Source organism: Pseudoalteromonas xiamenensis, assembly GCF_030994125.1.
Taxonomy (GTDB): Bacteria; Pseudomonadota; Gammaproteobacteria; order Enterobacterales; family Alteromonadaceae; genus Pseudoalteromonas; species Pseudoalteromonas xiamenensis_B.
Map to the genome: position 1 here is coordinate 3,175,172 of NZ_CP099917.1, position 19,991 is coordinate 3,195,162.

General features: G+C 44.1%; 20 protein-coding genes and 11 tRNA genes. 13 read left to right on the forward strand and 18 right to left on the reverse strand.

The genetic code is table 11. From position 1 onward, the window contains the following. Nucleotides 1-160: 160 nt before the first annotated feature. Nucleotides 161-1,269 (forward strand): IS3 family transposase gene (locus NI389_RS14720; RefSeq protein WP_308360593.1). Its coding sequence is split into 2 segments (ribosomal slippage): nt 161-407 and nt 407-1,269, totalling 1,110 coding nucleotides; the frame shifts between segments, so codons are not numbered across the junction. 194 nt (nt 1,270-1,463) lie between these two features. Here the strand turns inward: NI389_RS14720 and NI389_RS14725 are convergent. The 17 genes from NI389_RS14725 to lolB all read right to left on the reverse strand — a co-directional run bounded on the left by NI389_RS14725 (nt 1,464) and on the right by lolB (nt 7,752). Continuing rightward, nucleotides 1,464-1,547, reverse strand: a tRNA-Leu gene (locus tag NI389_RS14725). 32 nt (nt 1,548-1,579) lie between these two features. Then, a tRNA-Met gene (locus NI389_RS14730) sits at nt 1,580-1,656 on the reverse strand. A 1-nt stretch (nt 1,657) separates the two neighbouring features. Next, nucleotides 1,658-1,732: transfer RNA gene (locus NI389_RS14735), tRNA-Gln, on the reverse strand. 33 nt (nt 1,733-1,765) lie between these two features. Beyond that, nucleotides 1,766-1,849: transfer RNA gene (locus NI389_RS14740), tRNA-Leu, on the reverse strand. A gap of 33 nt (nt 1,850-1,882) precedes the next feature. Next, nucleotides 1,883-1,957 (reverse strand) — tRNA-Gln (locus NI389_RS14745). A 35-nt stretch (nt 1,958-1,992) separates the two neighbouring features. Beyond that, nucleotides 1,993-2,076 (reverse strand) — tRNA-Leu (locus NI389_RS14750). 1 nt (nt 2,077) lies between these two features. Beyond that, nucleotides 2,078-2,152: transfer RNA gene (locus NI389_RS14755), tRNA-Gln, on the reverse strand. 33 nt (nt 2,153-2,185) lie between these two features. Beyond that, nucleotides 2,186-2,269, reverse strand: a tRNA-Leu gene (locus NI389_RS14760). 1 nt (nt 2,270) lies between these two features. After that, nucleotides 2,271-2,345: transfer RNA gene (locus NI389_RS14765), tRNA-Gln, on the reverse strand. Between the two features lie 19 nt (nt 2,346-2,364). Then, nucleotides 2,365-2,448, reverse strand: a tRNA-Leu gene (locus tag NI389_RS14770). 44 nt (nt 2,449-2,492) lie between these two features. After that, a tRNA-Met gene (locus NI389_RS14775) sits at nt 2,493-2,569 on the reverse strand. A gap of 217 nt (nt 2,570-2,786) precedes the next feature. Continuing rightward, the gene (gene ychF / locus NI389_RS14780; protein ID WP_208842745.1) at nt 2,787-3,878 is read right to left on the reverse strand and encodes a redox-regulated ATPase YchF; all 1,092 of its coding nucleotides are present in this window, start codon (nt 3,876-3,878) and stop codon (nt 2,787-2,789) included. Nucleotides 3,879-3,916: 38 nt separating this feature from the next. After that, on the reverse strand, nt 3,917-4,501 hold the full coding sequence (gene pth, locus NI389_RS14785; RefSeq protein ID WP_308360594.1) for an aminoacyl-tRNA hydrolase: 585 nt from the start codon (nt 4,499-4,501) through the stop codon (nt 3,917-3,919). Nucleotides 4,502-4,519: 18 nt separating this feature from the next. Next, a complete protein-coding gene (locus NI389_RS14790; protein WP_308360595.1) occupies nt 4,520-5,131 on the reverse strand; it encodes a 50S ribosomal protein L25/general stress protein Ctc in 612 nt (203 codons plus the stop codon). A 162-nt stretch (nt 5,132-5,293) separates the two neighbouring features. Further along, complete coding sequence (locus NI389_RS14795) at nt 5,294-6,241, reverse strand: ribose-phosphate pyrophosphokinase (protein ID WP_308360596.1); 948 nt, start codon at nt 6,239-6,241, stop codon at nt 5,294-5,296. 84 nt (nt 6,242-6,325) lie between these two features. Beyond that, nucleotides 6,326-7,168: a 4-(cytidine 5'-diphospho)-2-C-methyl-D-erythritol kinase gene (gene ispE, locus NI389_RS14800; protein ID WP_308360597.1), complete on the reverse strand. Its 843-nt coding sequence runs from the start codon at nt 7,166-7,168 to the stop codon at nt 6,326-6,328. Continuing rightward, nucleotides 7,168-7,752 (reverse strand): lipoprotein insertase outer membrane protein LolB, encoded by a 585-nt coding sequence (gene lolB, locus NI389_RS14805; RefSeq protein WP_308360598.1) that lies wholly within the window; start codon nt 7,750-7,752, stop codon nt 7,168-7,170. Before lolB ends, ispE begins: the two co-directional genes overlap by 1 nt. Before the next feature lie 83 nt (nt 7,753-7,835). Between lolB and hemA the strand changes: the two genes are divergently transcribed. The 12 genes from hemA (at nt 7,836) to rlmM (ending at nt 19,098) form a co-directional block, all read left to right on the forward strand. Beyond that, a complete protein-coding gene (hemA, locus tag NI389_RS14810; RefSeq protein ID WP_308360599.1) occupies nt 7,836-9,092 on the forward strand; it encodes a glutamyl-tRNA reductase in 1,257 nt (418 codons plus the stop codon). A 7-nt stretch (nt 9,093-9,099) separates the two neighbouring features. Further along, nucleotides 9,100-10,185, forward strand: a complete 1,086-nt coding sequence (gene prfA / locus NI389_RS14815; RefSeq protein WP_308360600.1) for a peptide chain release factor 1 — start codon at nt 9,100-9,102, stop codon at nt 10,183-10,185. A 2-nt stretch (nt 10,186-10,187) separates the two neighbouring features. After that, a complete protein-coding gene (prmC, locus tag NI389_RS14820; RefSeq protein WP_308360601.1) occupies nt 10,188-11,030 on the forward strand; it encodes a peptide chain release factor N(5)-glutamine methyltransferase in 843 nt (280 codons plus the stop codon). Nucleotides 11,031-11,072: 42 nt separating this feature from the next. Beyond that, nucleotides 11,073-12,617 carry a DUF3369 domain-containing protein gene (locus tag NI389_RS14825; RefSeq protein WP_308360602.1) on the forward strand — a complete coding sequence of 515 codons (1,545 nt, stop codon included), beginning with the start codon at nt 11,073-11,075 and terminating at the stop codon, nt 12,615-12,617. Nucleotides 12,618-12,621: 4 nt separating this feature from the next. Then, nucleotides 12,622-12,993 (forward strand): SirB2 family protein, encoded by a 372-nt coding sequence (locus NI389_RS14830; protein WP_308360603.1) that lies wholly within the window; start codon nt 12,622-12,624, stop codon nt 12,991-12,993. Nucleotides 12,994-13,128: 135 nt separating this feature from the next. Further along, complete coding sequence (locus NI389_RS14835) at nt 13,129-13,929, forward strand: tetratricopeptide repeat protein (RefSeq protein ID WP_308360604.1); 801 nt, start codon at nt 13,129-13,131, stop codon at nt 13,927-13,929. A gap of 13 nt (nt 13,930-13,942) precedes the next feature. Beyond that, entirely contained in the window at nt 13,943-15,193 is a 1,251-nt protein-coding gene (locus NI389_RS14840) for a DUF819 family protein (RefSeq protein ID WP_308360605.1), read from the forward strand. A gap of 13 nt (nt 15,194-15,206) precedes the next feature. Then, on the forward strand, nt 15,207-16,061 hold the full coding sequence (gene kdsA, locus NI389_RS14845; protein ID WP_308360606.1) for a 3-deoxy-8-phosphooctulonate synthase: 855 nt from the start codon (nt 15,207-15,209) through the stop codon (nt 16,059-16,061). A gap of 38 nt (nt 16,062-16,099) precedes the next feature. Next, nucleotides 16,100-16,999 (forward strand): transcriptional regulator GcvA, encoded by a 900-nt coding sequence (locus NI389_RS14850; protein ID WP_308360607.1) that lies wholly within the window; start codon nt 16,100-16,102, stop codon nt 16,997-16,999. Continuing rightward, nucleotides 16,999-17,625: an alpha/beta family hydrolase gene (locus tag NI389_RS14855; protein ID WP_308360608.1), complete on the forward strand. Its 627-nt coding sequence runs from the start codon at nt 16,999-17,001 to the stop codon at nt 17,623-17,625. Before NI389_RS14850 ends, NI389_RS14855 begins: the two co-directional genes overlap by 1 nt. Further along, nucleotides 17,622-17,996: a DUF423 domain-containing protein gene (locus NI389_RS14860; protein ID WP_308360609.1), complete on the forward strand. Its 375-nt coding sequence runs from the start codon at nt 17,622-17,624 to the stop codon at nt 17,994-17,996. The genes NI389_RS14855 and NI389_RS14860 overlap by 4 nt, the downstream gene beginning before the upstream one ends. A 16-nt stretch (nt 17,997-18,012) precedes the next feature. Next, entirely contained in the window at nt 18,013-19,098 is a 1,086-nt protein-coding gene (rlmM, locus tag NI389_RS14865) for a 23S rRNA (cytidine(2498)-2'-O)-methyltransferase RlmM (protein ID WP_308360610.1), read from the forward strand. Nucleotides 19,099-19,165: 67 nt separating this feature from the next. On the opposite strand, the gene cysZ is transcribed toward rlmM, so the two are convergent. Beyond that, nucleotides 19,166-19,873, reverse strand: a complete 708-nt coding sequence (gene cysZ, locus NI389_RS14870) for a sulfate transporter CysZ (RefSeq protein ID WP_372588635.1) — start codon at nt 19,871-19,873, stop codon at nt 19,166-19,168. Nucleotides 19,874-19,991: the final 118 nt, after the last annotated feature.

Consider the following 19,991-nt stretch of genomic DNA (forward strand, 5'->3'; position numbering starts at 1 on the left):
CTATTTGTAAGCCCTTATACTGGGTTTATTAGCCATATTGAACCGTTAAAGACAATTGAATCTAGTCTAATCACGATAATCCAAACCGGTTTGTCCACTTCCCTTAACATGAGACATGTTTAATTAGCGTTTTCTGTAATATCACAAACAGGAGACAACGATGAAAAAGTCACGTTTTACAGAATCTCAGATCATAGCTGTGCTTAAAGAAACTGATACGGGTATGAAGGTTGAAGAAGTGTGCCGCAGGCATGGGATCAGCAGTGCTACGTATTACAACTGGAAAGCCAAATATGGCGGTATGGAAGCGTCAGATGTTAAGCGCCTGAAAGAGCTTGAAGAAGAGAATGCCAAGCTTAAGAAGATGTACGCAGATGTCAGCCTAGAGAACCATGCGATAAAGGAGTTATTCGCAAAAAAGGGTTGGTGACAGCGCAGAAGCGAAGTAGCGCCAGCACACTGGTTCAAGCGGGTTTAAGTATTCTAAAAGCGTGTAAGTTTGTGGGTATTGGTCGCGCTACCTACTACCGCTCAGAACGAGACTGGCGAAAGGCTGACGCAGCTATCATTGATGCCATCAATGCAGAATTAAAAAAGTCCCCCAGAGCTGGATTCTGGAAATGCTATGGGCGTCTTCGTTTTAAAGGTTATCCGTTTAACTATAAACGCGTATATCGGGTGTATTGCCAAATGGGTTTGAACTTAAAACGCAGAGTGAAACGCGTGTTGCCAAAACGAGTTGCGCAGCCATTGGAAATTGTCGCTCAAGCGGATCATCAGTGGGCCTTCGATTTTATGCATGATTCTTTATACTGCGGTAAACGATTTAGAACGCTCAATATTGTTGATGAAGGCACTCGGGAGTGTTTGGCTACTGAAGTAGATACTTCGCTGCCAGCGGAACGAGTTGTTAGAACACTTGAACAACTCAAAGTAGAGCGCGGTTTACCGAAACAAATTCGAGTAGATAACGGGCCTGAATTAATCTCAGCACGTTTAACCGATTGGTGTGAAGCACATAACATTGAATTAGTTTATATCCAGCCTGGCAAACCACAGCAAAACGGGTTTGTTGAACAGTTTAATGGCTCATTTAGACGAGAATTTTTAGATGCTGACTTGTTTGAAACACTCAATCAAGTAAAAGAGATGGTGTGGTTCTGGCGGTTGGATTACAACGAAGAACGAACACATGAAAGCCTTGGCGATCTGCCGCCCGCAGCTTATCGAGCAAAGTTGGAAAACTCTAGTTTACAGGTGTCTCACTAACGGGGAGTGGACACAGCCTGACGGACATGCAGCAAAGTACGTATAGCATTGCACGTTTTTAGGTTGCTAGCTAGTCTGGAAAGAGTGATAAAATAATACCCTTATAAGGTCTGATTGTTGAAACTGATAACACAGAAAATCGTGTTTTCTTCAATAAGGTGCTTTTTTAGTTATAGAGGAAAGTCTATTTGAGATGGTGCGGAAGGAGAGACTTGAACTCTCACATCATAGATACTGGAACCTAAATCCAGCGCGTCTACCAATTTCGCCACTTCCGCATTGAAGAGCTTTTAAATTCCGAAGAAAGGAATGGTGGCTACGACGGGATTCGAACCTGTGACCCCATCATTATGAGTGATGTGCTCTAACCAGCTGAGCTACGTAGCCATGGCTGGAGTACCAGGATTTGAACCTGGGAATGGCGGGATCAAAACCCGCTGCCTTACCGCTTGGCGATACTCCAACGAAAATTTTCTTGTTTTACATCTAAGAGAGATGGTGCGGAAGGAGAGACTTGAACTCTCACATCATAGATACTGGAACCTAAATCCAGCGCGTCTACCAATTTCGCCACTTCCGCGTTTTATCTTTTTAAGGTGATCCTTAGAAAGAATGGCTGGAGTACCAGGATTTGAACCTGGGAATGGCGGGATCAAAACCCGCTGCCTTACCGCTTGGCGATACTCCAACGTCAAACAGTTGACTTTTTACATCAGTCAAAGATGGTGCGGAAGGAGAGACTTGAACTCTCACATCATAGATACTGGAACCTAAATCCAGCGCGTCTACCAATTTCGCCACTTCCGCATGGCTGGAGTACCAGGATTTGAACCTGGGAATGGCGGGATCAAAACCCGCTGCCTTACCGCTTGGCGATACTCCAACGAAAATTTTCTTGTTTTACATCTAAGAGAGATGGTGCGGAAGGAGAGACTTGAACTCTCACATCATAGATACTGGAACCTAAATCCAGCGCGTCTACCAATTTCGCCACTTCCGCATGGCTGGAGTACCAGGATTTGAACCTGGGAATGGCGGGATCAAAACCCGCTGCCTTACCGCTTGGCGATACTCCAACGATTTTTCAAACATTTATGGTGCGGAAGGAGAGACTTGAACTCTCACATCATAGATACTGGAACCTAAATCCAGCGCGTCTACCAATTTCGCCACTTCCGCGCAAAATGTTTGAAGATGCTATCAGAAAATTTGAATTAAACAAGTGGTGGCTACGACGGGATTCGAACCTGTGACCCCATCATTATGAGTGATGTGCTCTAACCAGCTGAGCTACGTAGCCATTTTATTTTGTTTGTTCATCATCGCTGATGCGGGGCGTATTATGCGTATATGACCCAATGACGTCAATACCTTTTTTTCAAAAAAATGGTAACTCGAGTTTGATTGAAGATTTATTAAACGATTGAGCGAAATATTCAACAAATCAGCGGGTAAAAGTGAGAAATTAAAAAAGGCTCAACAAAGTGAGCCTTTCAAATTTAGTTCAAAACCAACGTTTAAACATTGAATAAGAAGTTCATTACGTCGCCATCTTTAACGATGTAATCTTTCCCTTCTTGACGCATTTTTCCTGCTTCTTTAGAACCCGCTTCGCCACGATATTGAATGTAGTCGTCAAAAGCGATGGTTTGAGCACGAATAAAGCCTCGTTCAAAGTCTGTATGGATTTTACCTGCAGCTTGTGGCGCCGTAGCACCTACAGGGATTGTCCACGCTCTGACTTCTTTTACGCCGGCAGTGAAATACGTTTGCAGGTTTAGAAGTTCATAACCCGCACGAATCACGCGATTCAGACCAGGTTCTTCTAAACCTAAATCTTCCATAAACACCGCTTTGTCTTCGTCATCAAGCTCTGAAAGTTCAGCTTCGATTGCCGCACAAACGGCTACGACTACCGCATTTTCATTTGCTGCAATCTCACGCACTTGATCAAGGTATGGGTTATTTTCAAAACCGTCTTCGTTTACGTTCGCGATATACATCGTTGGCTTAATCGTAAGGAAGTTCATGTACGAAATTGCCGCATGTTCTTCTTTTGCAAGCTTTAATGAGCGAAGCGTTAAGCCTTCATCAAGATGAGCTTTCACTTTCTCAAGCACTTCGATTTCAAACTTAGCGTCTTTGTCACCGCCTTTCGCTTTCTTAGCTACGCGAAGCAATGCCTTGTCACAGCTTTCCATATCAGAAAGTACAAGTTCAGTATTGATAACGTCAATATCGTCAGCTGGGTTTACTTGGCCCGCTACGTGAACAATATTGTCGTTTTCAAAACAACGCACGACGTGGCCGATCGCATCGGTTTCGCGAATGTTCGCTAGGAATTGGTTACCTAAACCTTCGCCTTTTGAAGCACCTTTAACAAGACCCGCGATGTCCACGAATTCCATTGATGTAGGCACGATACGCTCAGGTTTTACGATTTCAGCAAGTTTTTCCATGCGTGGATCGGGAACTGGCACAACACCGGTATTTGGTTCAATCGTACAAAACGGAAAGTTAGCCGCTTCGATACCCGCTTTTGTCAGTGCGTTGAATAGAGTTGATTTACCAACGTTTGGTAGACCAACGATACCACATTTAAAACCCATAATTTTGAACCCTAAAGTTTATTCAGTTGAGCCAATCACTATGGCTTAAATGAATGTAGTCTGTTTTGTGCTTTTAACACACCATCCTTTGCTAAAATTTCCATACAGCGAACGGCTTCATCAACGGCTGCGTCGATGTGAGCTTGTTCGTTTGCGGGCGCTTTACCGAGAACCCAGCCTGTCACTTTGTCTTTGTGACCTGGGTGTCCAATGCCTATCCGCAAACGCATAAATTCTTTGTTATTGCCTAGTTTTGCAATAATGTCTTTCAAACCGTTGTGTCCACCGTGGCCGCCGCCTTTCTTTAGTTTTGCAATACCCGGTTCGAGGTCCATTTCGTCATGTGCGACTAAAATTTCTTCGGGTGGGATCTTATAAAAGCTTGCTAGGCTGCTTACGGCTTTACCACTTAAATTCATATAAGTAGTAGGGATGAGAAGTTTGAATTCTTGGTTCTGGATCACGACTTTGCCGACTAATCCATGGTGTTTGCTGTCGAGTTTTAGGATGCAGTTGTAGCGCTTTGCAAGTTCTTCGATGAACCATGCGCCTGCATTATGACGGGTGTTGGCGTATTCGGGGCCTGGATTAGCCAGGCCCACTAGCAATTGAAATGCATTCAAGGTGTTAACACCTTAAAATTACTCAGCTGCTTCTGTTGTTTCTTCTGAAGCGCCGCCTTTAGGAGCGTTAAGAGTAACAACTGCTTGGTCGTGATCAGCACCTTTCGCTAGCTCAACAGAAACAACGCCTGCTGGAAGTTTAACGTCAGTAAGGTGGATTGTTTGACCAACTTCAATACCAGCTAAGTCAACTTCTACGAACTCAGGAAGGTTCTTAGGAAGACATACAATCTCGATCTCAGTTACGTGGTGAGCTACCGTATTACCACCTTTAGTAGCTTTCTCTTCGTTTAAGAAGTGTACTGGCACTTTAGTGTGGATTTTGTGGCTAGGGTCAACACGTTGGAAGTCTAAGTGAGTTACTTTAGGCTTGTATGGGTGACGTTGGATATCTTTAAGAATTGCTTCTACAGACTCACCACCAATGTTTAGTGTAAGAATGTGTGAGTAGAAACCTTCGTCTTCTTGTGCTTTGATTACTTTGTTGTGATCAAGAGTAAGTGCTAGTGCTTCTTTCTCTGCACCGTAAAGGATTGCAGGAACTTTTTCTGCGTTGCGTAGGCGGCGGCTCGCACCAGTACCTAACTCAGCACGTACTTCTGCATTCAAAGTGTATAATTCGTTAGACATAATGTCTCCAAAATCAATAGTTTAATTAAATTTGAAACATTCGCGACCAAATGTTTCACCTTTTTAAGGCGCGCTACTATACCACTGGCGTTACGAAAACAAAACTTAAAAAACAAAAAAGCACCGAATAGGTGCTTTTGGAGAGTCGATTTAACGCTGCGATTAGTGTTGGAACATCGCAGAGATAGACTCTTCATTGCTAATACGACGTACAGTCTCAGCCAGCATATCTGCAAGTGTAAGTACTTTAATTTTGTCGATAGCTTTCAATTCGTCTGAAAGCGGAATTGAATCGGTTACAATCACTTCATCAATTACGGAATTTTTCAGATTTTCTGCTGCACTGCCTGAAAGCACTGGGTGAGTCGCATAAGCAAAAACGCGTTTTGCACCGTGTTCTTTCAGCGCTTCAGCTGCTTTACATAGTGTACCGCCCGTATCAATCATGTCGTCGACGATGATACAGTCGCGACCCGCCACGTCACCGATGATATGCATGACTTGTGATACGTTCGCTTGTGGACGACGCTTGTCGATAATTGCCAAATCAGTGTCGTTAAGGAGCTTAGCGATTGCACGAGCTCGTACAACACCACCGATATCAGGTGAAACAACAACGGCGTCTTCAAAATTGCGTTCGCGCATATCTTCAATCAGTACAGGGCTGCCGAAAACGTTATCAACAGGTACATCGAAGAAACCTTGGATTTGTTCAGCGTGAAGATCAACGGTCAAAACGCGGTCTACGCCAACGCTTGATAGGAAATCAGCAACCACTTTAGCAGTGATTGGTACACGAGCAGAACGTACGCGACGATCTTGACGAGCATAACCAAAATAAGGAATAACCGCGGTAATACGACCTGCAGATGCACGGCGCAGAGCGTCAACCATTACGATTAGTTCCATTAGGTTATCATTTGTAGGGGCACACGTAGATTGGATTATGAAAACATCTGAACCACGCACGTTTTCATTGATTTGAACGCTGATCTCGCCGTCGCTAAAACGACCGACTACTGCGTCACCCAATTCAATAAACAAACGTTTTGCAATCTTTTTGGCAAGTTCAGGTGTTGCATTACCAGCGAAGAGCTTCATGTCAGGCACGGTAGGGTTCCTCAGGCACTGAATTTTTGGACTAACATGCAATGACAGAGTCAATACAGGCTAACTTAAACATTTACTTCATCTTTAGAGTGGTATATTCAACTGCTTATGGACAGGGGAACAGCTTACACTCTTGGCTACAAAGCCCTGCCAATTTTCAGGAAGAGTTTGGAGTACACGCTCGGCTGCTTCACGAGATGTAAATTCCGCAAAACAACACGCTCCAGTTCCTGTCATTTTGGACGGTGCATATTTTAGCAACCACTCCAGTGTCTTTTCAACCTCGGGGTAAAGCTTTTTGACTAATACCTCACAATCATTGCGGGTATTTTCCATACTCCAACCCTCGGTGAGTTTCGGCGTATCTCTAGGCAAGTCGGGGTGTCCAAATATGGCGGCCGTACTTACATGGACGCCAGGACTGACCACTAAATAAAACTTTTCAGAAAGTGAAACAGGCAGCAGGTTCTCGCCAATTCCTTGTGCATGAGCACTTACACCTCGAACAAACACGGGGACGTCCGCACCGAGTTTAACGCCGAGATTTGCCAATTCAGACACACTTAACTGGCAATTCCAAAGCGCGTTAAGTGCTAAAAGTGTTGTTGCGGCATCGGATGAACCACCCCCAACACCCCCTCCCATTGGCAAGCGCTTTTTAAGCACAATCTGAGCTCCAGCAGTCGCAACAGTGTATGGGCGAAGCATTTGCGCGGCTTTGTAAATTAGATTGTCTTCTAAAATAATGTCACTCGGTGCACCATCAATCGTCACGGCGCCGCTGTCGTTATGCTCGAATGTCAGCTCATCACCAAAGTCGAGTAACGTGAACAAGGTTTCCAATTCGTGATAACCGTCAGCACGCTTACCATTAATATGAAGAAATAAGTTCAGTTTGGCCGGAGCCAACAAAGTCAGTACAGCCATTATAGCGTCCACTCATTGATTTGCAGTTTGATGGTCATTTGTGCGGTTTTTAACGAAAGTCGAGAGGGCAACCAAAGCCCATTCGTCATTTGGTATTTATCGTAGACAATGTGCCATTGGTTACCTGTTGTATCGTACCAGTCACCGCTTTTTAATCGAGATTGTTCGTCATAAACGGAGTTTTGAAGAGGCATTTGCGCGGTCAGCCATAAATGGGCTTGGCCCACGGGGAGTAGGAAGCCTGTTAATTGCTTCAATAGCATATCAGTTTGAAATCCTGCGAAACGCTCGTCACCCATTTCGATAACAACCCCGTTGTCATTTTCTTCGAGGCTTAAAATTTGGGTGCCAATAAAACTGGTTAATTTAATTTTGTGATGAGGATGATCAAATTGCCAATTCAAGTTGGCTGATTGCTTTTTCTTCTCTGCTAAAAAGGCCACTTTACCTTTCAATTGCCAGTGACTAAGCTGATTTAACTCGCCTTTCCAGTTTTGAGAAGCTGAGCTTTGCAGAGGGATTTTCTGAGCGCAACCGCCTATAAACATTAATAATATGAGCAAAATCAAATGAAATCGTTTCAATCTCAGTTCCTTACTTTCCATATTCGTTTGATTTTTGGTAAAATTGCCAGCTTTAAAGCAAAGCTAAGATATTACTGGCACCTATGACCATTATCGCACTAGGCATCAATCACAAAACAGCGTCTGTAGAATTACGTGAAAAAGTCGCGTTTTCGCCAGAGCAATTGTCGACGGCTTTGCAAGAGCTTAAGCATCATCCCGTGATTAAAGAATCGGTTATCGTGTCTACCTGTAACCGCACTGAAATGTATTGTAACGTTGAGGAAGCAAATTCCCAAGCCTTGTTGTCTTGGCTTGCCAGTTTCCACGGGCTAAATGAAAGTGCCCTGAATGACAATGTCTACATTCATCAAAATCACGATGCTGTAAATCACCTTATGCGGGTTGCATGTGGACTTGATTCATTGGTTTTAGGCGAGCCGCAAATTCTTGGGCAAATTAAACAAGCCTATAATAGTGCAAAGCAACATGGTGGTATTCGTTTGCATTTTGAGCGTTTGTTTCAAAAAACGTTTTCAGTGGCGAAGCAAGTGCGTACCGAAACAGACATTGGTGCAAGTGCCGTATCGGTCGCGTATGCAGCGGTAAATTTGGCGCGTCATATTTATGGTCAATTAGACAAAACCAACGTGTTGCTCATTGGCGCGGGTGAAACGATTGAGTTGGTGGCAAAACACCTTGCTCAACATTCACCGAAAAGAATTACGGTTGCGAATCGAACAATTGAGCGCGCGGAGGGTCTTGCAGCCGAAATCGGCGGAGATGTGATTGCACTTGCCCAACTGCCGGATACGCTTCATCAAGCGGATATTGTAATTAGTTCGACGGCGAGTACTTTGCCAATCATTGGCAAGGGAATGGTGGAGCAAGCGCTCAAACGCAGAAAGCACAAGCCGATGCTGTTTGTGGACATTGCCGTTCCGCGCGACATCGAAGCACAAGTGGGCGAATTAGATGATGCCTATTTGTATTCTGTTGATGACTTACAAGCGATTGTCAGTGAAAATATGGCCAATCGTGAACAAGCTGCAAAACAAGCAGAAGAAATCATCGATCAGAGAACCATTGAATTTGCGCAGTGGCAACGTTCAATGCAATCGGTAGATGTAATTCGAGAATACCGCTCCGCATCGGAGCATGTAAAAAATGAGTTGGTCGAGAAAGCCTTGAATCAGCTTTCATCGGGCAAAGACGCCGAAAGTATTATTATTGAGTTGGCGAATAAACTAACCAATCGCCTCACACATGCGCCCACGCGGGCTATTCAAGAGGCGGCAAAACAAGGCGATATAGCCATGGTTGCGCAACTCAAACACTCCTTGGGATTAGAGCAGGAATAACATATCTATGAAAGACTCGGTTTACCGAAAGCTGGAATCGCTTGCGGAACGTTACGAAGAAGTACAAGCGCTACTAAGCGATCCTGAAGTCATTGGTGATCAAAACCGTTTCCGTGACCTGTCGAAAGAGTATTCAGAACTCGAAGACGTCGTAAAAACGTTCGCAGCATACCAAGTTGCACAAGAAGACATCTCAACTGCAGAAGAAATGTTGAAGGATTCAGACCCTGACATGCGTGAGATGGCACAAGAAGAATACAAAGAAGCCAAGGCGCGCGTTGAAGAACTTGATGGCGAATTGCAAATTCTAATGATCCCTAAAGACCATCGTGACAACAACAACGTATTCCTTGAAGTGCGAGCCGGAACGGGTGGTGATGAAGCGGCAATATTTGCGGGTGATTTGTTCCGTATGTATTCACGTTATGCTGAAACTCAAAAATGGAAGGTAGAAATCATTTCGGCAAACGAAGGTGAACACGGTGGCTTTAAAGAAGTCATTGCCAACATTTCAGGCGAAGGTGTATTTGGTAAGCTGAAATTTGAATCTGGCGCGCACCGAGTTCAACGTGTTCCAGAAACTGAATCTCAGGGGCGAGTGCATACATCAGCATGTACTGTCGCGGTGATGGCGGAATTGCCTGAAGCAGAAGCCATTGAAATTAACCCGTCTGATTTGAAAATTGATACTTTCCGTGCGTCGGGCGCGGGTGGTCAGCACGTTAACAAAACGGATTCTGCAATTCGTATTACCCACTTACCAACAGGCGTAGTGGTAGAATGTCAGGACGAACGTTCGCAACATAAAAACCGTGCGAAAGCGCTTTCAGTGTTGTCTGCACGCTTACAACAGGCCGAAGACGAGAAACGCGCAGCAGCAGAGGCATCTGAGCGCCGTAACTTAGTGGGTAGCGGTGATCGTTCAGAGCGTATTCGTACCTATAATTTCCCACAAGGCCGTTTAACGGATCACCGCATTGGTTTAACGTTGTACCGTCTAAATGAGGTGATGGAAGGTGACCTTAACTGTGTTATCTCGCCGTTACTCGTAGAACACCAAGCAGACATGCTGGCTGCAATGGGCGACGAATAGTCGTGAGCACCCAATCCATAGCCCAAGCACTTGCTTGGGCTACGTCTGAATTTTCTGTTATTTCTGACTCGCCAAAATTAGACGCTCAAGTCCTACTTTTACACGTAATTGAAAAGCCAAAGAGTTATTTATATGGCTGGTCAGATGCGCTGTTACTTGATGCACAACAGGCTCTTTTTGCGCAATTAGTTGCCAGACGAAAGCGTGGTGAACCAATTGCGCACATTACCGGGACTCGTGAGTTTTGGAGTTTACCGTTTTACGTTAACGCCAGTACACTGATCCCTAGACCGGATACCGAAACGTTAGTCGAAACGGTGCTCGCACAAGCATTGCCTGAAGAAACAAAACTGCTAGATTTAGGTACGGGCACAGGGGCAATTGCACTTTCCCTCGCGCATGAACACCCGAGTTGGCGAGTAACCGCTATCGACTATTCTGTCGATGCAGTCGAGCTGGCGAAACGTAATCGCCAAGCCTTAGCCCTCGAGCGTGTGAACATTCTCCAAGGCAGTTGGTATGAGCCCGTAGCAGGTGAACAGTTTCATGTGATTGTAAGCAACCCACCGTATATTGACCCAGAAGATCCTCATTTAGCGCAAGGCGATGTTCGTTTTGAACCTCGCAGTGCTTTGGTGGCTGAAGAAGAGGGCTATGCGGATCTGTTTCACATCATCTCCGAAGGACGAAAGCATCTTCTTCCTGGCGGATTTATAGCGCTTGAACACGGTTACAATCAAGCTGCTGTAATACACAACTTTTTTGCACAATTGGCGTATATTAATATACTTACAATAAAAGATATGGCAGGGTGTGACAGAATAACGGTTGCAACATGGCCATGATTTACTAACTAGCGACAAGCTTACTCCAGTAAGGAACCTAGAATGGATGACTTTTTATTCTCTGATGAGCCACATGATGTTGCCGAGCCACAAGAAGTAGGCAGATGGAAAGTGATCATCGTAGATGATGAACCTGAAGTCCATGCGGTGACCAAATTAGCGCTGAGTGACTTTGAGTTCCAAAAAAAGAAACTGGAGTTTATATCTGCTTATTCTGGTGAAGAAGCAAAAAAAGTGATTGTAGAACATGCCGATGCGGCAATAGTTCTGCTAGACGTTGTGATGGAAAGCGATGATGCAGGTTTACAAGTCGCACGATTTATTCGAGAAACGGCAAAAAACAACCACATCCGCATCATTTTGCGTACCGGTCAGCCAGGACAAGCACCTGAGCGTCAAGTCATCGTCAATTACGACATTAACGATTACAAATCGAAAACTGAACTCACTGCACAAAAATTATTCACAGTCGTTATGTCTAGTCTGCGCTCTTATCGCGATATTCTTGCTATCGAGCAATCACGGCAGGGTCTTGAAAAAATTATTTGTGCATCACGTGATATTTTTGCAGCGCATTCTATCGAACATTTTATTCAAGGTGTGTTGCAACAGTTGACGTCATTATTGGGTACAGTTGATGAAGCAATGTACGCCACGTCTTTAGTCGCAAGCAATGCCGCTACAACTCAAAACAGCCAACTAGTCGTCTTTACTGGCCGTGGAGAATTTGAGAAAAGCGAAGGTAAGCCGATAAGCGAAGTACTCACCGAAGAACAGCTAAATGCTTGCCAAGAAGCGTTAAAACAAAAAGGTATCGTGTACAAAGATAATTACCTCTTTGCTTATTGTTCAAGTGAATACAACCACAGCTCAATGTTGTTCGTATCTGGTATCCCTGAGTTTTTGACTGAGACTCAAAAGCACCTCATTGAAATTTTTGCTCAAAATGTTCAATTAGCCTATGAAAACGTGCAGCTGCAAGCTGAAATTGAAGACACTCAGCAGGAGCTGGTTTATCGACTCAGTGAAGCGCTAGAACAGCGTTCTACGGAAACAGGTAATCACGTTAAACGCGTTTCTCATATCTGCTACGCACTGGCCAAAGGCTATGGTTTGTCGAATCGCGAATGTGACCTAATTCGAATTGCAGCGCCGTTACACGACGTGGGCAAAGTTGGCATTCCAGATGCGATTTTAAACAAGCCAGCCAAACTCGATGATGGCGAATGGAATGTAATGAAGACCCACACTGACAAAGGTTTTCAAATACTAAAAGATTCTCGTCGTGAAATCGTGAATGCGGGGGCAATTATTGCGCGTGACCACCATGAAAAATGGGATGGTAGTGGTTATCCAAAAGGTAAAAAAGGCGAAGAAATCCATGTGTTTGGCCGCATTGTGGCGCTTGCAGATGTCTATGACGCGCTCAGACATAACCGGTGTTACAAGCCGGCTTGGGAAATCTCCGAAGTACAAGCTGAGATTTCAAACCAAAGTGGTAAACACTTTGATCCCAAACTTGTTTCCATCTTCAACAGCATTGTTGATGAATTAGAAAAAATACTAGAACTTTATCCGGACCACTAAATCAATGTCGTATATTGCAATTAAACACACCCATTTACTCTTTGTTGTTTTGAGTATCTTACTTTTTTACACGCGTTCAGTGACACGAATTTTTGATAGTAAATTGTCTAAAAACAAAGTGTTATTTATATCTTCTCATGCAACTGACACCTTTCTATTGTTGTCAGCAATTGCGTTAATTGTATCGAGTGGGATGTCGGTTACTCAACCATGGTTACTGGAAAAAATCGCACTCGTTGTAGCCTATATTGGTTTGGGTGTTGTTGCAGCCAAGACATCGAGTCAGGCTACACGCATTGGTTTAGTTGTTGTAATTACGGGCCTGTTTGCACTTATTGGCAAGCTTGCGGTAAGTAAAACGGCTTTTTTGTTGTAAAGTATTCCATTACAAATTCGGTTACAAACACAGGGCGAGTGAATACTTGCCCTGTTTCTTTTAATCCCCCATTGGTATCAAGCTTAAAAATAGGTAAACTAGCCTTTCTAGATTTTTTTGAGCTGTAGAGTAACAATGACAGAACCGTGGTTCGACGAACAGGATTACACTGAAGACTATTACCCGACACCGATTTACCGTTGTATTCAAGCTGAATTGCAATGGGACGCGCAGGCTAAAGTCAATGAGGTCTGTTCATTACTGGCGAACCTAGAGCAGCGCATTATGGCGCTTGTGAATGAACTACCCGATCCTCATAAACGAATCGATAAACTACTCGATTTGTTTTATACCGAGTGGTTGTTCAGCGGTACAAGCCAAGATGTGCCTGATTTCCAACTAAATAGTTTGTGCTATCTGCTGCAAATGCACAGTGGTAGTCCAACGTCATTGGCCATTCTGTTAGTTCATTTGCTCGAAGTGGCCGAACTCGGTGGTAACCTATGCCTCACTCAAGGTGACGTTATGGTTCACGTTGGTATCAGTGATGAAGAAGGCTACATGATTGACCCAACAAATGGTCAACAGTCTTGGTATATCATTCCTGAAAACGCCAATGAAGACGATAGCGAGCCACTTGAATTAGTGATTGGTGAAGAAATCTTAAAACTGTTTTTAGCACAACAAAAGTGGGCATTTATTGGCGCAGAAAAATTTGGCCATGCGCTAAGTTGTGTCGATATGCTCATGAGTCTTTTAGGGAACGACCCATATGAGCGTCGTGACCGTGGTTATCTACTCAATCAACTTGATTGCCCAAAGATGGCCAAAGAAGATCTACAATTTTTCGTCGACGAATGTCCAGACGATCCCACGATCGAATTAATTCAAATGCAGATCGCTGAATTATCGGATTACAATAATATTCTGCACTAATTAGAGGAAGCCCATGGAGACTTCACAGGCCTTAATCACCAACAACGCGGTGATCCTTGGCGTATTAGCCACAATACTTGGTTTCGTTTTCTACACATCGAACTTAAAACGCGGGTTTTGGGGGAAGTTTTATAGTTACGTACCAGCGCTGTTGATGTGTTATTTCTTGCCTTCGTTACTCAATACCTTCGGCATTATTGATGGTAGCAATAATGACGTATACACCGTCGCAAAGTACTATCTTTTGCCTGCTTGTTTGGTGTTGTTGACCTTAAGTATCGACATCAAATCCGTGATGGGCCTTGGCAAAAAAGCCATCATCATGTTTTTTACGGGCACGATAGGGGTTGTCATTGGTGGCCCACTTGCGCTCTTGATCACCGCTGCTGTTATGCCTGAGTTACTTGATGTAACTGGGCCTGAAGCGGTTTGGCGTGGTATGGCTGCATTAGCGGGTAGCTGGATTGGCGGCGGCGCGAACATGGTGGCGATGAAAGAAATCTATGGGGCTGGTGGAGATATATTTACCATCATGGTGACGGTAGATATTGTTGTTGCAAATATTTGGATGGCCGTACTGCTTTATATGGCTGCGCGACACAAAGAAATTGATGCGCGTTCTGGTGCTGATACCAGCTCAATCGACCGTCTAATCGAACGAGTTCAACATTTTGAATCTCAACATTCAAGAAAGCCAGAATTGAACGATTTGATGATCCTTATTGCCTTTGCCTTTGGTGCAACTGGACTGGCACACTTAGTGGCCGATATTGCAGTTCCATTTTTTATCGAAAACTATCCAGGGCTGAATAAATTTTCACTACACAGTAAATTGTTCTGGATAATCGTATTGGTTACAACCGTTGGTCTGGCATTGTCTTTCACTAAAGCTCGCAATTTAGAGGCTGTAGGTGCGTCAAAGGTTGGATCGACTTTCCTTTATATTTTGGTTGCAACAATCGGCTTGCATATGGATATCACCAAAATTGTTGAAGCGCCGAAATACGTTGTGATAGGCGTTATTTGGATGGCTATCCACGTACTGTTAATGTTTATCGTTGCGAAAATAATTAAAGCACCTATTTTTTATCTTGCAGTAGGTAGCAAAGCAAACATTGGTGCTGCAGCATCGGCGCCAGTAGTTGCATCGGCATTTCACCCTGCACTGGCTCCGGTTGGCGTGCTGCTTGCCGTGATTGGTTATGCACTGGGTACGTATATGGCATGGATTTGCGGTCAGTTGCTGCGAATGGTTTCAGCTTAATAGAGAGAGCATAATGAATACACAAATAATTAAAGTTGGAAACGTAGAAGTCGCTAACGACAAGCCATTCGTTCTATTTGGCGGTATGAACGTTTTAGAATCACGTGATTTGGCGATGCGCATCGCGGAACATTACGTTGAAGTAACATCAAAGCTTAATATTCCTTACGTATTTAAAGCCTCGTTTGACAAAGCTAACCGTTCTTCAATCAACTCTTTTCGCGGTCCAGGCATGGAAGAAGGGTTGAAAATCTTTGAAGAAATCAAACGAACGTTCAATGTGCCTTTAATCACGGATGTGCATGAGCCATATCAAGCTGCACCAGTCGCCGAAGTGGTTGATGTAATCCAGCTGCCTGCGTTTTTGGCTCGTCAAACAGACCTTGTTGTGGCTATGGCGAAAACTGGGGCGGTGATCAATGTGAAGAAGCCACAGTTTTTAGCGCCACATGAGATGCGTCACATTATCAGCAAGATTAACGAAGGCGGAAATGACCAAGTCATTCTTTGTGAACGCGGAAGCTGCTTTGGTTACAATAACTTAGTTGTTGATATGCTAGGTATGGACGACATGAAGCAAATGGCTCCGGTTATTTTCGATGCCACTCACGCGCTACAACGCCCAGGTGGTCGTTCGGATTCAGCTGACGGTCGTCGAGCACAAGCTGCTGAACTTGCACGTTCGGGCATGGCGTTAGGCATTGCGGGATTATTTATTGAAGCTCATCCAAATCCAAATGAAGCAAAATGTGATGGCCCATGTGCACTTCCTCTTGCTAAGCTAGACGCTTACTTGCAGCAAATGAAAGCAGTGGACGACTTGGTTAAAAGTTTTCCAGCATTGGATACCAGCGCTGCAGACGTTTAATAACGAGGCTCGGTCCACGAGCCCATTGAGAGTTAGGTATGTCTAGAAGACTTCCTCCATTGAATGCGTTGAAAGCATTTGAAGCGGCAGCACGTCAGTTGAGTTTCACCAAGGCGGCTGAAGAGCTATACGTAACACAGGCGGCGGTAAGCCACCAAATAAAAACGCTTGAAGAACATCTTGGCTTGAAGCTGTTTTTACGTAAAAACCGCTCATTACTGCTGACAGAAGAAGGCCAGGCATACTTTCTCGATATTAAAGAGATATTTTCTCAGCTGATTGATGCAACGGACAAGTTGCTTGCCCGTGGTGCAAAAGGTTCACTGACGGTAAGTTTAACCCCGAGCTTTGCAATTCAATGGTTAGTACCGCGCCTGAGCTTGTTTCATGAGGCGCATCCAGAGATCGATGTGCGAATAAAGGCGCAAGATCACGACGAAAACTCATTAACTGATGATGTGGATGTGGCTATCTATTATGGCCGTGGTCATTGGAGTGGAGTGCAAACTCACAAACTGCACACCGAGTACTTAGTGCCATTATGCAGCCCAATGTTGCTTACGGGACCAAGACCTCTGAATCAACCGAGTGATTTGGCATTACATACACTTTTACATGACACCACCCGTCGACCATGGAAACTGTGGATGAAAACGGCTGGTGTGCGAAACGTTCAAGTGAATACAGGGCCTATTTTTAGTCACTCTTCAATGGTGTTGCAAGCCGCCGCGCACGGGCAAGGCGTGGCACTTGGCAATAGTGTACTCGCTAGGCCAGAATTGGATGCTGGTCGACTGGTTATCCCATTTAGTCACCATCTAGAAAGTAAGAATGCGTATTACCTAGTGCTGCGTGAATCGCAAACAGAGTTGGGTAAAATCGTTGCCTTTAAAGAATGGATGCTTTCTATGGTCGAGCAAGAGCAAGAGTGGGTTTAATGTCTTTAGTTTGGAATTACGCTGAAAATCCAACTGCCAATTTACTGTTTGCACATGGCGCAGGTGCTGGACTCGACAGTGATTTCATGGTTGAACTCGCAGAGTTACTGTCTGAGCGAGGGGTAAATGTTGCGCGATTTGATTTCGAATACATGCAGCAGGCAAAAGTGCTGAATAAGCGCCGCCCGCCTGATCGAGCGCCAAAATTGCTTGACTGTTTTTTGGAAAACAGACAAAAAATTTCGTCTGATTTGCCTTTGTTTATCGCTGGAAAGTCAATGGGCGGGCGCATGGCAACCTTGTTAGCGGCACAAAATGAAGTGGATGTTCACGGTGTAATCGCACTCGGTTATCCGTTTCATCCCCCTGGTAAACCAGAAAAATTGCGGACTGAGCATTTTGGTGATGTCACCGTACCGTTTCTAATAGTACAGGGTGAGCGTGATACCTTCGGAACAAAAGAGGAAGTACTTGGACTATCAATACCGAAAACCATCCAATTTGAGTGGTTGCAAGACGGTGATCATTCTTTTAAACCGCGCAAGTCTAGCGGCTATAGCGAGTCAGGACATCGCGTAACCGCGGCGAATGCTATTTCTGATTTCATTAACCGAGTTTTACTATGAAAAAAGTTGCGATATCACTGGGTGGATTATTCGCTCTGTTAGCTGTTATTTTGGGTGCATTTGCTGCGCACGCGCTCAAAACGAAACTGAGTACTTACTCACTTGGCGTGTTTACAACTGGTGTTACGTATCAAATGTATCACGGTTTAGCACTGATTTTAGTGGGTATTTTAGTCCACCTTGGTTATCGTTTACGCGTCACAGTTTGGTGTTTTACTGCAGGTTGTCTACTATTTTGTGGCAGTTTGTATGCTCTAGCATTAACAGAAATCAAATGGTTTGGTCCAATTACACCTCTTGGTGGAATGCTATTTATTATCGGGTGGATTTATCTAATCGCCCAAGTCGTTCGTTCAAACGAATCTATTTAGTCGGAATTCGAAGCACATGTCGAGTATTGTAATTTATTGTCGTAGCGGATTTGAAAATGACGCTGCAGCGGAGATCACCTATTTAGCTGCAGAAGCTGAAGTTGCAGGGTACGTTAAAGCCAAGCCTGACTCGGGCTACGTCGTTTATGAATGTTTTGACCCAGAACTTGGTATTCGCTTGGTGAAAAAACTGCCGTTTTCAAACTTGGTTTTCGCAAGACAATGGTTCTTCGGTCGTTTGGTTAACAAAATGCCTGTGGATGACCGCGTGGGTGCAATTTTAGAGCATGTTGACGATTTACCTGAGTGTGGCGAACTTCGTGTTGAAACACCGGATACCAATACGGGCAAAGAGCTGTCTAAATTCTGTAAAAAGTTCAGCACGCCATTAGCCAAAGCGCTCGAAAAACGCGGTGTTCTATCACGAGAGCTGATGACAAATAAACCCGTACTACACGCCTTGTTTATCTCTACAGATACGGCTTATGTTGGCTTTTCTTTTAGCAACAATAATTCACCTTATCCAATGGGCATTTTGCGTCTTAAAATGCCATCAGACGGACCAAGTCGTTCTACATTGAAGTTGGACGAGGCGTTCCATGTTTTCGTTCCGAAAGACGAATATGAGAAACGTGTTCGTTCTGGGATGAGAGCGGTGGATTTAGGCGCGTGTCCTGGTGGTTGGACGTATCAATTAGTACGTCGAGGCATGTTTGTTGCCGCAATTGATAATGGCCCGATGAATGATGATCTCATGGAAACAGGCCAAGTTAAACATTACCGTGAAGACGGGTTTAAATATCGCCCAGACCGTCGCAATATTGATTGGCTTGTATGCGATATGGTAGAAAAGCCGATACGCGTAACTAATTTAATGATTGATTGGATCGTGAATGCGTTCGCAAGAGAGTTAATTTTTAACTTAAAGCTACCAATGAAAAAGCGTTTTGAAAGTGTGCTAGAATGCTTAACGCTGATCCATGAAGAACTTGATAAGTACAATGTGGATTACGAACTGCAGGCAAAGCACTTGTTCCATGATCGTGAAGAAATCACGGTCCATATTCGCGTGAAACACGTTCCACAAAACGTATACTCGTAGCGGTGTCGTTAAGTTATTTTAAATAAAAAGAGTGGTTTAGCCACTCTTTTTATTTATATTGTGATGCTTATCTATATTGATTTCGGTAGTTCTCAACCCATAAGCGGGTCGCACCACAAACCGCAACAGGCATCACAATTAAATTCACCAGTGGAATGGATGTTAGTAGCATTACAGCAAAGCCAAAGCCATAAGAAAGGCCTTGTTTAGATTTGAGGTCTTGTTTCATCTGATTGAAGTTTATTTTGTGATTATCAAAGGGGTAATCATTATATTGGACGGTGTACATCCAACAGGTAAATAGGATCCACAGAATTTGCCCAAAGATGGGTAAAATCCATAATAGGATGAAGAAGCCAACGGCGCGTGGTAAGTAATACCATAGTTTTGTCCATTCACGCCCGAGCATCCGAGGTACGTCTTTGAGGGTATCAAAAAGACTGTCGTCATTTATTTTCTGCCCCGTCAAATGCAGCTCGACTTTCTCTGACAATAAGCCATTAAATGGTGCGGCGATAAAATTGGTTATTACAGAAAACACCATGCTGTATGAGAAGAGGATAACCAAAATTGCAATAGGCCACATGAGCCACTCTAGCCAAGACAGCCAGTCAGGTAGCAAACCATTTAGATAGGCAAAACCTTGTGTTAGCCAGTCATACAAGAAAAATAATGAACCACCGAATAGGGTGATATTAATTAATAGTGGAATGAACACAAAACGTTTCAACCCTTTTTGCGTGATCAGGGAGAAACCCGAGAAAAAATATTCCATGCCTTGACCAATTTGCACGATATACCTCTATTTTGACACTCGTTAATAGCCAAACTATACCCGAAAGGGGGTCTTAACGCCCAGCTTTTAGGTAACAAAGTATTTATGCACTAAACTT

Excerpts from the sequence above, each read along its gene's own strand:
- ychF (WP_208842745.1), bottom strand. The coding sequence starts at position 3,878 with ATGGGTTTTAAATGTGGTATCGTTGGTCTACCAAACGTTGGTAAATCA.
- prfA (WP_308360600.1), top strand. The coding sequence starts at position 9,100 with ATGAAAGACTCGGTTTACCGAAAGCTGGAATCGCTTGCGGAACGTTAC.
- NI389_RS14850 (WP_308360607.1), top strand. The coding sequence starts at position 16,100 with ATGTCTAGAAGACTTCCTCCATTGAATGCGTTGAAAGCATTTGAAGCG.
- kdsA (WP_308360606.1), top strand. The coding sequence starts at position 15,207 with ATGAATACACAAATAATTAAAGTTGGAAACGTAGAAGTCGCTAACGAC.
- NI389_RS14840 (WP_308360605.1), top strand. The coding sequence starts at position 13,943 with ATGGAGACTTCACAGGCCTTAATCACCAACAACGCGGTGATCCTTGGC.
- NI389_RS14825 (WP_308360602.1), top strand. The coding sequence starts at position 11,073 with ATGGATGACTTTTTATTCTCTGATGAGCCACATGATGTTGCCGAGCCA.
- NI389_RS14830 (WP_308360603.1), top strand. The coding sequence starts at position 12,622 with ATGTCGTATATTGCAATTAAACACACCCATTTACTCTTTGTTGTTTTG.
- cysZ (WP_372588635.1), bottom strand. The coding sequence starts at position 19,873 with ATGGAATATTTTTTCTCGGGTTTCTCCCTGATCACGCAAAAAGGGTTG.
- rlmM (WP_308360610.1), top strand. The coding sequence starts at position 18,013 with ATGTCGAGTATTGTAATTTATTGTCGTAGCGGATTTGAAAATGACGCT.
- NI389_RS14835 (WP_308360604.1), top strand. The coding sequence starts at position 13,129 with ATGACAGAACCGTGGTTCGACGAACAGGATTACACTGAAGACTATTAC.
- NI389_RS14855 (WP_308360608.1), top strand. The coding sequence starts at position 16,999 with ATGTCTTTAGTTTGGAATTACGCTGAAAATCCAACTGCCAATTTACTG.
- NI389_RS14860 (WP_308360609.1), top strand. The coding sequence starts at position 17,622 with ATGAAAAAAGTTGCGATATCACTGGGTGGATTATTCGCTCTGTTAGCT.
- ispE (WP_308360597.1), bottom strand. The coding sequence starts at position 7,168 with ATGGCTGTACTGACTTTGTTGGCTCCGGCCAAACTGAACTTATTTCTT.
- hemA (WP_308360599.1), top strand. The coding sequence starts at position 7,836 with ATGACCATTATCGCACTAGGCATCAATCACAAAACAGCGTCTGTAGAA.
- NI389_RS14790 (WP_308360595.1), bottom strand. The coding sequence starts at position 5,131 with ATGTCTAACGAATTATACACTTTGAATGCAGAAGTACGTGCTGAGTTA.